At 61.9% G+C, this 16,580-nt stretch carries 11 protein-coding genes; 5 read left to right on the top strand and 6 right to left on the bottom strand.

Translation table 11 applies throughout. The features are described from left to right. Window positions 1–31: 31 nt before the first annotated feature. The 5 genes from I6L48_RS17555 to I6L48_RS17535 all read right to left on the bottom strand — a co-directional run bounded on the left by I6L48_RS17555 (window position 32) and on the right by I6L48_RS17535 (window position 9,050). A complete protein-coding gene (locus tag I6L48_RS17555; RefSeq protein ID WP_216987547.1) occupies window positions 32–2,443 on the bottom strand; it encodes a proprotein convertase P-domain-containing protein in 2,412 nt (803 codons plus the stop codon). Between the two features lie 29 nt (window positions 2,444–2,472). Continuing rightward, window positions 2,473–4,515 (bottom strand): prolyl oligopeptidase family serine peptidase, encoded by a 2,043-nt coding sequence (locus tag I6L48_RS17550; RefSeq protein ID WP_216987546.1) that lies wholly within the window; start codon window positions 4,513–4,515, stop codon window positions 2,473–2,475. Beyond that, the gene (locus I6L48_RS17545; protein WP_081999410.1) at window positions 4,515–6,683 is read right to left on the bottom strand and encodes a TonB-dependent hemoglobin/transferrin/lactoferrin family receptor; all 2,169 of its coding nucleotides are present in this window, start codon (window positions 6,681–6,683) and stop codon (window positions 4,515–4,517) included. Before I6L48_RS17545 ends, I6L48_RS17550 begins: the two co-directional genes overlap by 1 nt. A 248-nt stretch (window positions 6,684–6,931) precedes the next feature. After that, entirely contained in the window at window positions 6,932–8,779 is a 1,848-nt protein-coding gene (locus tag I6L48_RS17540; protein WP_042015924.1) for a DUF3413 domain-containing protein, read from the bottom strand. A gap of 43 nt (window positions 8,780–8,822) precedes the next feature. Further along, entirely contained in the window at window positions 8,823–9,050 is a 228-nt protein-coding gene (locus I6L48_RS17535) for a YejL family protein (RefSeq protein WP_039038627.1), read from the bottom strand. Window positions 9,051–9,123: 73 nt separating this feature from the next. Here I6L48_RS17535 and yejK point away from each other — a divergent pair, with 73 nt between their 5' ends. The 5 genes from yejK (at window position 9,124) to I6L48_RS17510 (ending at window position 15,589) form a co-directional block, all read left to right on the top strand. After that, a complete protein-coding gene (yejK, locus tag I6L48_RS17530) occupies window positions 9,124–10,173 on the top strand; it encodes a nucleoid-associated protein YejK (RefSeq protein WP_039038628.1) in 1,050 nt (349 codons plus the stop codon). 395 nt (window positions 10,174–10,568) lie between these two features. Continuing rightward, window positions 10,569–11,750 (top strand): maltose/maltodextrin ABC transporter substrate-binding protein MalE, encoded by a 1,182-nt coding sequence (malE, locus tag I6L48_RS17525; protein WP_010674249.1) that lies wholly within the window; start codon window positions 10,569–10,571, stop codon window positions 11,748–11,750. A gap of 73 nt (window positions 11,751–11,823) precedes the next feature. After that, window positions 11,824–13,479 (top strand): maltose ABC transporter permease MalF, encoded by a 1,656-nt coding sequence (gene malF, locus I6L48_RS17520; RefSeq protein ID WP_216987545.1) that lies wholly within the window; start codon window positions 11,824–11,826, stop codon window positions 13,477–13,479. 12 nt (window positions 13,480–13,491) lie between these two features. After that, window positions 13,492–14,382 (top strand): maltose ABC transporter permease MalG, encoded by an 891-nt coding sequence (malG, locus tag I6L48_RS17515; protein WP_010674251.1) that lies wholly within the window; start codon window positions 13,492–13,494, stop codon window positions 14,380–14,382. Between the two features lie 70 nt (window positions 14,383–14,452). After that, window positions 14,453–15,589 carry an ABC transporter ATP-binding protein gene (locus I6L48_RS17510; RefSeq protein WP_010674252.1) on the top strand — a complete coding sequence of 379 codons (1,137 nt, stop codon included), beginning with the start codon at window positions 14,453–14,455 and terminating at the stop codon, window positions 15,587–15,589. A 128-nt stretch (window positions 15,590–15,717) separates the two neighbouring features. On the opposite strand, the gene ppk2 is transcribed toward I6L48_RS17510, so the two are convergent. After that, window positions 15,718–16,548: a polyphosphate kinase 2 gene (gene ppk2, locus I6L48_RS17505; RefSeq protein WP_010674253.1), complete on the bottom strand. Its 831-nt coding sequence runs from the start codon at window positions 16,546–16,548 to the stop codon at window positions 15,718–15,720. Between the last annotated feature and the right edge of the window lie 32 nt (window positions 16,549–16,580).

The following is a 16,580-nucleotide window of genomic DNA, read 5'->3' as shown; positions in this document are numbered from 1 at the left end:
CTTGGCCCCTCTCTTCTTTATATAGGGAGAGTCAGAGGCGACGCAGACGGCGCCACAGGGCCAGCGGCAGCAGCCAGAGCAGGGGGAAGGCCCCCCCGCCACTGCTGTCCGAGGTATCGAAGCGGATGATGCCGTCATCCGGCACGGGCACGGTGTTGCCGCACTGGGCGCCGGTACGCTGACTGATGCTCCACCCGTTCAGGAAACCCTGATTGCCCGGTTTGCTGTCCACCACCTCCAGGGTCCAGCGACCGGCCAGGGGTTCTCCTTCGAAGGCGCTGAAGGGTTGCAGGGACTGCAACTCGGTGGGGAAGACCCCTTTCAGGCTCGGCAGGGGGCTGTAACCCTTGTCCCAGATCTGGACCCGGGTGCCGGCGGGGGAGCTGAGCCAGATCTCCAGCTCATCCAACGCCTCGTGCTGCAGATCCAGGCTCAGTTGCAGCCTGTCGCTCACACGGGCATCGCTCTTCTCCAGCAGCAGGCTGGTTTCGCTCAGGCCGCGCACCTCCTCGCTCTGGGCATCGTTCAGTCGCTGTGACCGACCACTGGCCCGGCTGATGACGGGGGTGCCGATGGGCAGGGTCAGGGATTGCTGCCACTGGCGCTCGGTGTGGCTGGTACCGCTCATGGCGAGATTCACCGAGAGGCTCGCCTCGTCGCCGCAGGCGAGCGGGCTCTGGGCCAGCAGGCGCAGGGTGGTGGTCATGCTGGCACCGGCGGCCAGGGTTGCTGGTTGCCAGCTGTCAGGATCGGCCTGCAACCCGGTTGGCAGGGTGAGGGCCAGCTCGTTGAGGGTCACCTCCCCCTTGCCCGGGTTGCTGAGGGTCAGCTGCACCGACTGGCGCTGCCCCAGCGGGATGGCGCTCCCCTCGGCGAGGGCGATATTGACGGGAGCTTGCAGCAGCCCGTGCTGGCGAAATGCCTGCTCCAGCAGACGGGCATAGGCTCGCGTCGGGTAGAGACGGGCGGCGGTATCCACGGTGATCCGGGCCAGTTGCGGCATGCGAATGGCCGGCCCCAGGCCGAAGTGGGATTCGATGATGACGCGATCAAACTCGTCCCTGGCGGTCTCGCCGTGCTCTGCCACCGCCGTCAGCAGGGCCTGGAACAGCGGGGTGCCCCAGAGCTGATCCCCGTTGCTGCCGTTGATGGTGCGGTGGGCGGGGTAGCGGTAGTCCGGATGGTAGCGGGCGCGCAGATCGTCGAGCTGGCGCGGGGTGCGGTCGGTGAAGCGGGCATCCCAGTTGAACACCATGGCGGGTTCGAACTGGCGACCGGCTTCGCTGCGCTGGCGATGACTGGCGGCCAGGTAGTCGCCAAAGCCCTCGCCGATGGCTCCCCAGTCACCCTCTTCCCCGAGATCCGGCAGGATGTGGTGCTGCACCCCGTGGCCGAACTCGTGCCAGATGACCATGGGATCCTCGGCATCGGGCACGCCGCTGCGACCCAGCTCCAGCCTGCGTTCGAACGGATCGTAGAGGGAGTTGTCCTGATAGCCCGCGTCCGTGTCGATGTCGAGCGCCCCGGGGATGAGATCGGTGAAACCGAGCGCCTTGAGGTGGCGCTGGGCGAGATCCAGATGGTAGTAGGCGTTGATGTCCGCAAAGCCGCGATCGTCCCGGGTCAGGCGAAAACCCTGCACGTCACTGCTGCTGTAGGGGGCCGATTCGGGGGCCATGACATCCACCACCCTGGCATGGGGGCCGCTCAGGCGATACTGCCCGGCTTGCACGCTCACCGGCAGGGGAACCGGATCCTGGTAGGCGGCCTCTGCCAGCACCAGCGCGTCGTGCCAGACCAGGCTGGCGTCCTGCAGGCGGGTGCGGGGATCGGGGTCGAACACCCGGGCCTGAACCAGCATATCGCCTGCGTCGGCGACATGCAGAGGGCGGGTAGTTGCCTGATCCCCGAGACGGCCAAGCTCCTGCTCCCCGTCGCAACGGGCAAACAGCTGCACCTGGCTGGCCTTGGCATTGCCTGCCTTGTGCTCGCGCACCCGCTGGCGCAGGGCAGGCACCAGGGTATCGCCGTCTCGCCAGTACCAGGCTTCGACCGGTCCTAGCGTCTCTATCTGGTTGCCGTCGGTGCGCAGGGTGGCGAGCAGGGGATCCAGGGTGCCGCTGGCATCGCAGCCGGGCGCTGTGCTCCGCAAGGGGCGCAGGTTGTGATAGAGGCGCCAGGGGCGGCCGTCCCCGTCGACACTGACGGCGGCCTGGGTGGCGGCCACCGGCAGGCCGTTCACCAGCTGGCGAAAGCTGTAATGGTGGCCGAGCAGGCTGGCCCTGTCGTAATCGGGGGCGAGGAGCACACCGAGGCGCTGCTCGAGCCAGCGCTTCGGCGTCGTGGTCAGGGGTGGTTCATCGACAAACTGCAGATCGGCCGCCAGCAGCGGCGATGAGATCAGGGTTGCCGCCAGCCAGAGGGCCAGGGAAGAGGGTTTCATGGTTCACTCCAGAAAAAGAGGACAAGGGGTCAGTGGTTGACGCCCGCCAGGGTGAGCAGGAAGGCAAACTCCTGCGCCGCACGCAGCGCCGCCGTTCGGGGGGTGCCCAGGTGGCCGCCGTCGAGTTCGGTGCGCAGCAGATAGGGGCCTGTTCCCGTGCTATGGGATCGCAGGCGGGCTATCCACTTGAGGGGTTCCCAGTAGGGCACCTGACTGTCGTGCAGGCCGCCCGTCACATAGACGGGGGGATAAGGGACCTTGTGCAGGTTGTCGTAGGGGCTCAGGCGGCGCATCGCGGCATAGTCACCCGGGATGGCCGGATTACCCCACTCGGCGTACTCCTGCCGGGTGAGGGGCAGCTCGGGATCCTGCATGGTGCCCAGCAGGTCGACGAAGGGAACTTGCAGCACGGCCCCGGCGAAACGGGTGGGCGCCTGGTTGAGTGCCGCTGCCACCAGCAGGCCGCCGGCGCTGCCGCCCATGGCAAACAGCCGGGCGGGATCGATGGCGGGATCCTGTGCCAGGGCATCGGCCACGGCGAGAAAATCATCCACGCTGTGCTGTTTGTCCCGGCCACGACCCTCCCGGTACCAGGATTCGCCGAGCAGACCGCCCCCGCGCACATGGGCGATGGCGTAGACAAAGCCGCGATCCAGCAGGCTCAGCACCCGGGGCTGGTAGTAGGGACGCATGGGGGTGCCGTAGGCCCCATAGCCGTAGAGCAGCAGTGCCCTGGGGTGGGTAATGCCCTTGCGCCAGACCAGGGAGACAGGCACCTTGACCCCATCCTTGCCCGCGATCCAGCGTCGCTCGCTCTGATAGGGAGAAGTGTCCCTGCTCTCGGGTGTCCCCTCCCAGGCGCCGGAGGCGAGATCCAGCCAGCGCTGGTGAGGTGGCTCGGCCATACCCTGGCGGCGAATGAGCACCTTGTCGCTGGCCGGTTCCTGGCTGCCCTGGATCCAGGCCGTGCCTGCGCCATCGGTGAGCGGCAGGCTGTGGATCAACGCACCTTTGGCATCCAGCACATCGAGCCAGTCATCCCCTTCCTTGCGGTATTGCAGCACGGTGTGCCGGGCAAAGAGGCGCCACTTCTCGAGTTCCCGGCCCTCGCCGGACCAGAGCCGTTGCCACTTTCCCTTCGCAACCTGGCTCAAGTCGGCCACCTGATAGAGGCCGAGGGCGCCGTCCCGGTTGCTCTTGAGCAGCACCCTGTCCCCCTGGGTATCCAGGTAGTATTCGAGGCCGCGCTCGCGCCCCTTGAGCAGGTCGGCCCGACCCGCGTCCAGCAGGTATTGCTCCGAGCTGTCGTGGTTGTTGCTTTGCAGCACCAGGTGGCGGCGATCCGTGGTGCGATAGAGGCCGAGCAGCCAGGCGGGATCGCGCTCCTCATACACCAGGGTCTCCTTGCCATCCTGCCAGGCCAGCAGTTGCCAGGGGCGCAGGGTCTGGCGCTCGTTGGCGAGGGTGTAGAGGGTCTTGCCATCCAGACTCCAGAGCAGATCGCCGGCGCGGTGAGGCAAAGAGGCCAGTGTCTCGCCACTCGCCAGATCCAGCAGGGTGATGCGGTAGTCCCGATCTCCCCTACGGTCTTCGGCCAGGGCAAGCAGTTGCCCGTCCGGGTGAAGGGCCCAGGCAGCGAGCTCGTAATACCCCTTCGCAGGTTGGCGGGGAGCCAGCCGCTTTCGGGGGGCGGCATTGGCGTCGCTGCGTTGCCACAGGCTACCGTCCGCCTCCATGCGCCACTGGCTGCCAGCCTGGCTAAGCCAGTCGTCAGGCACGGGTTCGCCCCGCTCCCGGCCCTGCCACTCTGTCTGCAGGCGCTGCACCAGTGGCACCTGGTCGGCGAGCTGCCGCTCGGTCCAGCGGTTCTGCTCGCGCAGCAGTGTCAGGAGGGCGGGATCCTGGCGGCTGTCGTCACGCCAGCCACCATAGGGATCGAGGCGGGCTATCTCCCCCTTCATCAGTTGCGGGCGCTCGGGGATGAGGGGCGCGGCCTCCAGGGTTGCCTCAGGCAGGGGAGAGGCGGGGACCGGCGTGGCCAGCAGGCTGGCCAGGATCAGTAAGCTGTGCATCAGATCCCCACGAAGGTGTAGCGCAGGCTGGCACTCAGGGTGCGGCCGCTCTGGGTGAAGAGGGAAGCATCGGTCCCGGCTTCCAGCCCGGCCACATCCTGATAGCGGGTGTAGCGGGTGTCGAACAGGTTGTCGAGCTTGAGGTTGACCTTGAGGGCGTCGGTGACCAGCCAGTCGGCCGTCAGGGCGAAACTGAGCCAGCCGGCACTTTCGAGGCAGTCCCCCTGGCGGCCGGTCAGGCTGTTGCCGCAGGTGGGCACCCGGCTCATGGCAGCGGCATAGTCCGCCTCAATACCCAGGCTCCACTCATTGGCCTGATAGCTCAGACGGGTGTTGCCCTCGAGGGGCGTCAGGGTGCGCAGCGCTTCACCTTTGTTGTCCTCGCCATCGACCCAGCCGAGTTTGGTGGCGAGCTCCCACTCCTGGGTCAGCCAGTAGCTGGCGGCGAGTTCGGCCCCCCAGGTTTCGGCCTTGGCGACGTTGCGATATTGGCGCAGGATGACGCCATCGCTCAGGCGCAGCCCCACCTCGCGCCAGTCGATGAAGTTGTAGTAGCGGTTGTAGAAGAGCGCTGGCTTGATGCTCCAGTTGTCCCCCTCGCCACTCAGCCCCCACTCGATGCTGTGGCTGGTCTCCTCCTTGAGCCCGGTGTTGGCGATGATCTCGAAGGGTGGCAGAGCGAAGTAGTGGGGGATGTTGCCGTACACCTTGTCGTAGGAAGGTGCCCGGAACCCGTTGGCATAGCTGAGCCAGCTGCGCCACTGGTCGTTGAAGCGGTAGCTGGTGGCCAGGCTCGGGGAGAGGTGCCAGCTGTGGTTGCTGTCGTGGCTGCCGTCCAGCGGCGTGAGCCACTGGTGATCCATGCGCAGGGTGGGGGTGAACTGCCACTGGCCCAGGCTGGCCACGTCGCCGAGCCAGACTCCGGCCCTGTCGGTACGGGCGCGGCTGAAGGGGGCGGACTGGCCGGGTTGGGGAATGCCAGCCTCCAGACTCAGCTTCTCCACCGGCCGCTCGTGGGTGGTGCGCTCGAGCTCGATGCCGTAACTGAGCTGATGGGCGAGATGGCCGGTGGCGAGATCCCGGCGCACATCCAGCTCGGTACCGATCCTGTCTTCGGTGAAGGTGGCGAGTTCCCGTTCGCTGCGATAGCGCGGATAACCGCTCAGCAGATCGTTTTGCAGCAGGCTGCGCTTGTTGGCGGTGTTTTTCGAGTGATTGCCGTAGGCACTCCAGGTGAGACTGTCGGCCAGTATTGTGTCGAGGTTGCTCGCCTCCCAGGCCAGCTTGCCCCCCTGGGTGTGTTGGCTGCCCTGCTCGTGGTACTGGCGCACCTGCCACTTGCCATCGGGCTGGGGCACTTCGCGCGGCCCCTGATCCCGCTCGGCGTTGTCCTCGAAGTAGTCGAGTTCGAGGCGCAGCAGATGATGTTCGTTCAACTGGATGCGAGAGCTGGTGGAGGCGCTGATGCCATCCAGATCCGCCGGGATGCGGCTCTCGTCGTAGTTGGCGGTCTCATGCCCCTGCCAGCCGGAGAGGCGCAGCAGGTGTTCGGTATCCCGTATCCGGGCGGCGCCGGTGGCGCTCAGCTTCTGCTTGTCACTGCTGCCATCGTGCAGCACCTTGCTGCCGAGATAGGCATCCTGGCCCTGAAGGTAATCTTCCGGCTGCTTGGTGCTGATGACGATGGTGCCGCCGATGGCATCGGAGCCATGGAGGGAGGAACCGGCTCCCTTGGCCACCTCTATCTGTTTGACGTCGTCGAGATCGAAGCTGAAGCGCCCCACCTTGTCGTTGAGGTCGTCGGCGCCAAAGCCGTCGCTGACCCGCACCCCGTCCTTGATGATGAGCACCCGGTTGCCGCCCATACCGCGGATGAGGATGTTCTGGGGGCGGCCGGCGGAGCCGGTCACCGAGACGCCGGGTTCGTTCTTGAACACATCGGTGAGCTCGGTGGCAACCTGGCGATCCAGATCCTCCTCCGTGATGACGGTGATGGAACCCGACACGTCGGAGAGCTTCTGCTCGATGCGCTGTCCCTTGACCACGATGGTTTCCCGCCCCTTGAGTTCGGGGGGCATGTCCGTTGTGTCGACCCCGGCGGGATCGCTGGCAGCCAGCGCCGTACCGGACAGCAGCATGGGCCAGTAGTGAAGAAGTCGAATTTTCATATTTGAGAATAATTATTATTTAAGCCTGAGGGCGCGGATTATTGCAGAGGGAGTCAAGCAGATCAATAAATGACAATCATTATCATTTTTCTTATGATATTGATCGAATTGAACTTTTTTGAGAGATAAATCAGTAAGGTGGTGGCATACGTTTGCGAATGACGCCATGGGAAACAGGAGGACGGGTGTGGTGCGGGCAAGAAAAAGCCCGCCATAGGGGCGGGCTCAAGGAGGTGGGCTGGCGCTGATCAGGGGGCGCGATAGAAGCGATTGAGCTCGTTCATCACCTGGATCAGGGTGCCCATGTCCGGGGTGCCGTGCTTGATGGGGCGATAGGTGTCGCGGTCCAGCAGCTCGAAGTCCCCCTGCTTGTTGAACTGGGTGATGGTGTTGCCCTGATAGATGGCGAAGTCATTCTGATCCCCCGCCAGCAGCCAGGTGCGTGTACTGGCTTCGAACAGGTTGCGCCCCGTGCTGTAGTCACGATAGGGGTTGCGTACACCCAGCATGTTCTTCATCAGGGTCGGTACCAGATCCAGGTGGCTGCTCGCCTGCGCCTGGGGCGCAGGTTCGGCACCTGGCCAGGCCAGCACCAGGGGGACCTGCACCTGATAGGTCGAGTAATTGCTGCCATAGCCCCAGCTGTTGCTCTGGGTCTCGTTGAACTCCTGACCGTGGTTGGAGGTGATCACGACGATGGTCTGATCATCAAGCCCCTGCAATTGCAGTTGGGTCAGCATCTGCTCCAGCAGTTGATCGGTATAGAAGACCGCGTTCTTGTAGCGGTTCTCCAGCTTCTGCAGGTTCTCGGGCCGATAGGCAGTGGCCGGGTTGAAGCGGGTCAACTCGGGCTGGAAGGGGCCCTTGATGCTGGCGGGCACCTGATAATCCCCCGGGCTAGAGAGATAGACCAGAGAGAACCATGGTCTGTCCGCGGTGCGCGTGCCAAGCCACTGCTGCCAGTCGTCGATGAGCCTGCGGTCATCGGTCTGGCGGGAGACGAAGACCTGCTTGCGCAGACCCGCAAGCAGACTTTGGCGATACTGCTTGGCATCTTCCAGTGCACCGAACAGGCCGAACTGGTAGTCCTGACGCAGCATCTCGTCGAACAGCACGGGGGGGCGCTTGTCGGCCCGGATGTCCCCGTAATAGTGGCCGGGCAGCCCGTAGAAGAGGCTGAACATCCCCATGGCTTCATCATTGCCACCACTCATGTGCTGGCGGAAATTGAAGTGGTTGTCCGCGTAGCGTTGCAGATTGGGCATGTTGATGTTGTTGAGCATGTCGGCTCGCAGGGAGTCGACCACCACCACCAGCAGGTTCTTGTGATCGCTGGGTGCGCTCACGCTGAGGGGGCGCAAGGGATAGAGCAGACGGTGCTCAGCGCTTCCCTGATCTTCGGCCTTCTTCTCATACTGCTCGAGGTCGAGCCAGCCATGCTTGGCCAGGAAGCTCCTGGCGGTCATGGGGTAGGAGAGGGGGAAGTTGGCCCGCTGCATGGTGATGGGTTGATACAGGGTCGCATCCGCCCAGCTGTTGACCAGATGGGTCAGGATGAAGCAGACCAGCAGGGCCAGTCCCACCTGATTGCCGTACTGGCGGCGTTTGCGCTTGTTGATCTTGCGCCACACATAGGCCGACAGCAGCAGTTGCAGCAGGAAGATGGCGGGCACCGCCACGAAGATGATGCTCCAGATAGAGCCCTCTTCGGTCTGCGCCTGATCCAGCAGCAGTTGCCACACCTGGCCATTCAAGTGGAACTTGAACAGCTGGAACACCTGGGTGTCGATAAGCAGCAGCACCAGTGCCAGGGTGGCGATGATGGATGAAATGAAGCGCAGCGGCTTCTCCCTGGGCAGGATGAAGCTCAAGGGGAAGATGGTCAGCAGATAGGTGACGAAGCTCAGGAACGAGAAATGACCTATCCAGCTGATGACGAGATAGGTCACGCCGAGCGTGGTCGACGGCCAGCTGATGGCGCCCAGGTAACGGGTCGAGATCAGCATGGCCAGGATGATGTTGAAGAAGGAGAACCAATGCCCCCAGGTGATCAGGCGAGAGACATTATCGCGATAGGGGTTGCCGGTTTCGACCATAATGATCCATCTGCTTGAAAAACATCAAAGAATGCGAAGAAACTCAGTGCGCATCGTGGCGATGGCCCACCGAGGCGGTGAGTGCCTGGATGAACTTCTCGGTGATCGCCTGGCGCTGGGCCGGGGCCATGCCGTTGATGATGTTGGTGGTCAGGTTGCCAAGGACCATCAGACTGAGATCCACCGGTGCCTTGTGTTTCTCCAGGGCGGTGATCAGGTCGTTCATCAGGGCGTCAAACTGCTCGTTATTGTACTTTGATACGATGGGCATAATCTTGGGTTCACCTCGGTTCAAAGCGCCTTATAATACTTCACCCTTTCGGCTAACACTATGGCTTTGTGACATGAGTCTCGATATCGACAAGATCATTCTTCACTCCCTGCGGGCGGGCAACGATGGCCAGCCCCACGCCGATACCCGCAGCCAGACCCTGCCTGCCGACGAGGCGGTACAAGGGCTGATGGCGGAGCTGCATCGCATCTACAACGGCAAGGGGGGAAAGGGCTTTGGCTTCTTCGCCGATCCCGAGGCCGCCGTCGCCGAGCTGGCGGAGGGGGAAGACGCCCCCAAGCAGCCTTCCCCCGCCTTTCGCATCGCCCTGGAGCAGCTGCTGGCGGAGCAGACCGAGTTCGTCCCCTTTTCCGTCAACCTGACCCAGATGCTGGTCAAGCAGCTGGTGGAGCATGCCCTGGACGAGCAGGGGGTGTTGCTGATTGCCAAGTACAACTATGTGGGGGTGGATTACCTGATGATCGCCCTGCTGGAAGGCAAGGAGAGCGTCACCGTGAGCGAGGCGCTGGAGCTGCGCCACATCCAGTACCTGGATATCGGCAAACTCAATCTGGTGGCCCGCATCGATCTCACCGAGTGGAAAACCCAGGGGGATTCGCGTCGTTATATCACCTTCAGCAAGGGCCGGGTCGGTCGCAAGCTGGGGGATTTCTTCATGGATCTGCTGGGGGCCCGGGAGGGCATGGATGCCAAGATCCAGAACAAGGGGTTGCTGCAGGCGGTGGACGATTATTGCGACAGCCGCCAGCTCGAACCGGCCGAGCGCAATGACTACAAGAAGCAGGTCTTCAAATATTGCACCGAGCAGGCCAGCGCCGGCGAGGAGATCGAGATCAAGGAGCTGTCGGCGGAATTGCCCGGTGATGGGGACCTCGATTTTTACAGCTTCATCGGTCAGGAGTACGAGCTGGAGGAGCGCTTCCCGGCGGACCGTTCCACCCTGCGGGGCTTGACCAAGTTTGTGGGCTCCGGTGGCGGCCTGACCCTGAGCTTCGAGCAGAAGTTGCTCAACAGCCGGGTCTTTTACGATCCCCAGACCGACACCCTGACCATCAGGGGAGTCCCGCCCAATCTCAAGGATCAATTGCTGCGCCAGTCGTAATGTGATCCAGCCGTCATTTCTTGCAAAAAGGCACCGGAGTCCGCTCCGGTGCCTTTTTATTTAAGGGGGTGATGTAGATGGAAACCACCTCAGTACTTTTGTTAACACATTGAACAAAATATCGGGAGTGAAAGGGTTTTCAGTGGGGTGAAATCCCTTTCAATGGCGTAAATTAATTTCCTTTCTGTAATTTAATTTCCATATCTTGGCAAAAATATGGGGATATCCCTTCCTAAGTCGCTGAAATAAGAAAATGTTTTCATAACTTTCTGGAAGAAAATACGTAATTGCATTTCAAAAATGCGAGGCGTGTCATGTGAGGCATTGACTGCTTGGGATAATATTCATCTGCACACAATGCTCTTACAGCGCGGAACTAATACAAGGAAAGGCTCATGAAAAAGAAATTGCTGTCATCCCTGATCGGTCTGGCTACCCTGGGCGTGGCCTGCTCTGCCACTGCTGCCATTGATGAAGGTCAGCTGACCATCTGGATCAACGGTGACAAGGGCTACAACGGCCTGGCCGAAGTCGGCAAGAAGTTTGAAGCCGAAACCGGCATCAAGGTCACCGTCGCCCACCCGGATCAGGTTGAAGTCAAATTCCAGCAAGCCGCCGCCACCGGCAACGGCCCGGACATCTTCTTCTGGGCTCACGACCGTTACGGTGAGTGGGTCAAGTCCGGTCTGCTGGTTCCCGTGACCCCGAATGCCGCCACCAAGGCCAAGTTCGAGCAATTCGCCTGGGATGCCATGACCGTCGATGGCAAGACCTATGGCTACCCGGTCGCGGTAGAAGCCGTCAGCCTGATTTACAACAAGGATCTGTTGCCCAACCCGCCGAAGACCTTCGAAGAGATCGCCAAGATCGACGAAGACCTGAAGAAAAATGGCAAGCGCGCCATCATGTGGGCCTATGACACCCCCTACTTCAGCTACCCCCTGGTGGCTGCCAACGGTGGTTATGCCTTCAAGAAGACCGCCACCGGCTATGACGTCAAAGACACCGGCGTGAACAACGCAGGTGCCAAGGCCGGCGTCGGCTACATCTCCGAGATGATCAAATCCGGTCACCTGGAGAAGGGCATCGACTACGGTGTGATGGACGCCAAGTTCAACAAGGGCGAAGTGGCCATGATGATCAACGGTCCCTGGGCCTGGAGCAACCTGGACAAGAGCGGCATCAAGTATGGCGTAGCCCAGCTGCCGACCCTGAAAGGCAAGCCCGCCAAGGCCTTCGTTGGCGTACTGGGTGCCACCATCAACGCCGCCAGCCCGAACAAGGATCTGGCCATCGAGTTCCTCGAGAACTACCTGCTGACCGATGCCGGTCTGGCGCCGATGAACGCCGACAAGCCGCTGGGTGCCGTGGCCCTGAAGTCCTTCCAGAAGACCCTGGAAGCCGACCCCAACATCAAGGCCACCATGCTGAACGCCCAGAACGGCGAACCGATGCCGTCCGTGCCCGAGATGAGCCGTTTCTGGTCCTCCTTCGAAACCGCCCTCAAGAACGTCACCTCTGGCCGTCAGGGTGTTGACGAAGCCCTGGATACCGCTGCCAAGCGTATCGTCCAGTAAGCATGCACTACCCGGGAGGCCTTCGGGCCTCCCACTCTCTCAATCTCTCTTGGCGCAATAAAGGTTAATTGGCATGGAAGTAGTACCTTCTATCGAATCCTATGCCGGTCCGAAGAAAGACAAGTACGTCTGGCTGAAATGGACCATGGCGGCACTGATCGCAGTGCTTAATGGTTATGCGGCCGTGATGATGTATGCCAGCGGCGAGTGGGTATTTGCCCTGCTCGATCTGGTGGTCGTATCCGTCGGTCTCTATGTCTTCATGAACAAGAAGACCTATGCCCACCGTTATATTTTCCCCGGTGTGGCAGGCATGGTTGTTTTTATCATCTTCCCTCTTGCCTACACGATCGGCATCGCCTTCACCAACTATTCGGGATCCAACTTGCTCTCCCTTGAGCAGGCACGGGATTACCATCTGAAAAAAACCTACAAGGTGACCGGCGGTGAATTCGATTTCACCCTCCTGGGTGGTGAGAACAATCAGTTTCAGCTGCTGCTGAAACAGGACGACCAATCCTTTATCAGTCAACCCCTTACCTTGCTGAACAACAAGGCGCGTACCCTGGCCGTCCGTGAAGGACGGGTCCGTGACGAGCCCCAGGTTGTTCAGTTGCAGCCTCTGGACGGGGCCACGGTCGGCAAGGCGGCACCCATTCGTGCCATCGTCGATCACCGCACCCACCTGAGTGCCCTGGATGTGGTACTGCCCGAAGGCAATATCCATCTGACCCTGAGCAGCCTGCGCAAGTTCGCCGCCCAGAAGCAACTCTATACCCAGCTGGTCGACGGCGCCGTGCTCAAGTCCGGCGTCATGATCAAGGACAGCAACCTGCTGCGTGACAACCAGAGCGGCGAGCTGATGCTGCCCAACGGTGACACCGGCTTCTACCAGTACATCGATGCGGAAGGTCACTTCGTCGGCAAGGGCGTTGCCCCCGGTTTCGTGGTGAGCGTGGGTTGGAAAAACTTCATGCGCATCATGACGGACCCGGGTATCCAGAGTCCCTTCATGCAGATCTTCGTCTGGACCGTGATCTTCTCCGCCTGTTCGGTGGCGTTCACCCTGGCGATCGGCATGGTGCTGGCGTGTCTGGTGCAGTGGGAGCAGCTCAGGGGGCGTGGTTTCTACCGGGTCATGCTGATCCTGCCCTATGCGATACCGGCGTTCATCTCCATCCTGGTGTTCAAGGGCTTGTTCAACCAGAACTTCGGTGAAATCAACCTGTTCCTGGAAGCGGCCTTCGGCATCAAGCCGGACTGGTACACCAATCCCTTCCTGGCCAAGGTGATGATCCTCATCGTCAACACCTGGCTCGGTTACCCCTACATGATGATCCTCTGCATGGGCCTGCTCAAGGCGATTCCGGAAGATCTCTATGAGGCGTCTGCCATGGACGGGGCGGGGCCGGTACAGAACTTCTTCAAGATCACCGTACCGCTCTTGATGAAGCCGCTGACACCGCTGTTGATTGCATCCTTTGCCTTCAACTTCAACAACTTCGTACTTATCCAGTTGTTGACGAACGGGGCGCCGGACATCATCGGGGCCACCACGCCGGCCGGGACCACCGACTTGCTGGTGAGCTACACCTACCGGATCGCGTTCCAGGGCTCGGGTGGTCAGGACTACGGTCTGGCCAGTGCCATCGCCACCGCCATCTTCCTCATCGTGGGTGCGCTGGCCTTGCTCAACCTGAAATTGTCCAAAGCCGACAAGCAACTGTAAGGAGGCTTCAACATGGCAATCGTACAACCCAAATCAGTCAAATACCGGGTGTGGGCAACCCACCTGGTGATGTGGGGCTTCCTGGCACTGATCATCTTCCCGCTGATCATGGTCATCGCCATCTCGTTCCGTAACGGCAACTTCTCGGTGGGGGAGATCATCCCCACCAATCCGACCCTGGATCACTGGAAGCTGGCGCTCGGAATGTCCATCACCAACGCCGATGGCAGCATCACGCCGCCGCCGTTCCCGGTGCTGACCTGGCTGTGGAACTCCATCAAGGTGGCGGGCATCACCGCCCTGATGATAGTGGTGCTCTCCACCACCTGTGCCTACGCCTTCGCCCGTCTACGGTTCCGTGGCAAGTCCACCATCCTGCAGGGCATGCTGATCTTCCAGATGTTCCCGGCGGTGCTGGCACTGGTGGCCATCTACGCGCTCTTCAACAAGATCGGTGACTACATCCCCTGGCTGGGTCTCAACACCCACGGCGGCCTGATCCTGGCCTACATGGGGGGCATTGCCCTGCACGTCTGGACCATCAAGGGCTACTTCGAGACCATCGACTCTTCCCTGGAGGAGGCGGCGGCCATCGATGGCGCTACTCCGTGGCAGGCGTTCCGCCTGATCCTGCTGCCCCTGTCGGTGCCCATTCTGGCGGTGGTGTTCATCCTGGCCTTCATCGGCTCCATCACCGAGGTGCCCATGGCCTCCATCCTGTTGCAGGATGTGAACAATCTGACCCTGGCGGTCGGGGCCCAGCAGTACCTCTATCCGCAGAACTACCTGTGGGGTGACTTCGCCGCAGCCGCCGTGCTGTCAGGCTTCCCCATCACGGTCGTCTTCCTGCTCGCCCAGCGCTGGCTGGTGGGCGGTCTGACCGCAGGCGGCGTGAAAGGTTAACGGTTCATGGCCGGGGGAGCTGGCTCCCCCCGTCATCACGATTTGCAAAGATTCAAGAGCGGAGCTCGACATGGCTGAAGTAGTACTCAACAACGTTCGCAAAAATTACGACCCGGCTGTCCACAAGGACACCCTGCGCAGCATCAACCTCGACATCAAGGAAGGGGAGTTCATCGTCTTCGTCGGCCCGTCCGGCTGCGGCAAGTCCACCCTGCTTCGGATGATCGCGGGTCTGGAAGACATCACCAGCGGCGAGCTGACCATCGGCGGGCGCTACATGAACGACGTGCCGCCGGTGGAGCGCAACGTGGGCATGGTGTTCCAGTCCTACGCCCTCTACCCGCACATGAACATCTACGAGAACATGGCTTTTGGCCTCAAGCTCAAGAAGATGGACAAGGAGAACATCCACAAGCGGGTGATGCGCGCCGCCGAGATCCTGGGTCTCGAGCCTTTGCTGGACAGAAAGCCCAAGGCCCTTTCTGGCGGTCAGCGTCAGCGGGTGGCCATCGGCCGCTCCATCGTGCAGCAGCCGCAGGTGTTCCTGTTTGACGAACCGCTGTCGAACCTCGACGCCGCCTTGCGGGTCAAGATGCGTATCGAGATCGCCAAGCTGCACAAGGAACTCAACTCCACCATCATCTACGTGACCCACGACCAGGTGGAGGCCATGACGCTGGCCAACCGCATCGTGGTGCTGAGCCCGCTCAAGGGCGAGGCGGCCACCAACCTGGAGCAGTTCGGCACCCCCCTCGAGCTCTACCACAACCCGGACAACAAGTTCGTGGCGGGCTTCATCGGCTCCCCCAAGATGAACTTCCTGGCGGGCGAGCTGGTGGAGATCGGCGAGCAGGAGTGCGTGGTCAAGCTCACCTCCGGCGATACCGTGCGTGCCCGGGTGGATGCCCGTCGCGGCGCGGTGGGCGACAAGGTGGAGCTGGGCATTCGCCCCGAGCACCTGGTGCCGCTGGGTCATGCCCATGCCGACAGCCGCGTGAGCGGCGTGGTGCAGGTAGCCGAACACCTGGGGGCCGAGTCCTTCGTCTACATGGACGTGGATGGTCATGACTTCACCGTCAAGGCGAGCTCCGACATCGACGTGGCCACCGGCCAGGAGTACAGCGTCGGCATCCCGGCCGAAGCCTGCTACCTGTTCGATGCCAAAGAACAGGCGTTCCCGCGCACGGCCAAATATATCCGCGCCTGAGAGGGCGAGAGTGCCAGGTTTTCCTTTCTATACGTTCAATGCCTTTTGCCGGTCGCAAGACCGGCTTTTTATTGCCCGTCATCCGAAGCCCGGGTTTCGGCCAGCGGGGGCGGCTGGCCGGGGTCCCGTCACTGTCCGTGCTTGTCTGACTCGAGGGCGGCGGTGACGTCCGGCACGAAGTGCTGGCTGGTGAGCGGCGGGCGCTCATACCCTTCGGTTTTGATGGGAGGCAGGGTGATGGGCTCGTAGTGGATCGCTTCGTAGGGCACCTTGCCAAGGAGGTGGGAGATGCAGTTGAGGCGGGCGCGGCGCTTGTCGTCGGCGTCCACCACGAACCAGGGGCAATCCTCGGTATCCGTGTAGGTGAACATGTCATCCTTGGCGCGGGAATACTCGACCCAGCGGGAGCGGGACTGCAGATCCATGGGGCTGAACTTCCAGCGTTTGATGGGGGTGTTGATGCGCTCCTTGAAGCGTTTCTCCTGCTCTTCGTCGCTGACCGAGAACCAGTATTTGATGAGGGTGATGCCGGAGCGGATCAACATCCGCTCGAATTCGGGGCAGGCACGCAGGAATTCGCGATACTCGTCGTCGCTGCAAAAGCCCATCACCCGTTCGACCCCGGCCCGGTTGTACCAGGAGCGATCAAACAGCACCATCTCGCCCGCCGAGGGCAGGTGCGCCACGTAGCGCTGGAAGTACCACTGGGTACGCTCCCGATCCGAGGGGGCGGGCAGGGCGGTGACCCGGCAGACCCGGGGGTTGAGGGGTTCGGTGATCGCCTTGATGACGCCCCCCTTGCCCGCGGCGTCGCGCCCCTCGAACAGCACCACCACTTTGAGCCCCTCCTGCTTGACCCACTCCTGCAACTTGACCAGCTCCTCCTGCAGGTGGGCGAGGTGATGTTCGTAGGTCTTCTTGTCCAGACGGGGGCGTTTCTTGCTCTTTTCCTTGGCCATTATCCTCTCCTTGGTGACTCCTCGTTGTGAGT

The organism is Aeromonas sp. FDAARGOS 1418, from assembly GCF_019048585.1.
Lineage (GTDB): Bacteria > Pseudomonadota > Gammaproteobacteria > Enterobacterales > Aeromonadaceae > Aeromonas > Aeromonas caviae.
The sequence above is the reverse complement of the archived record's forward strand: the minus strand, read 5'-3'. Positions and strand labels throughout refer to the sequence as shown.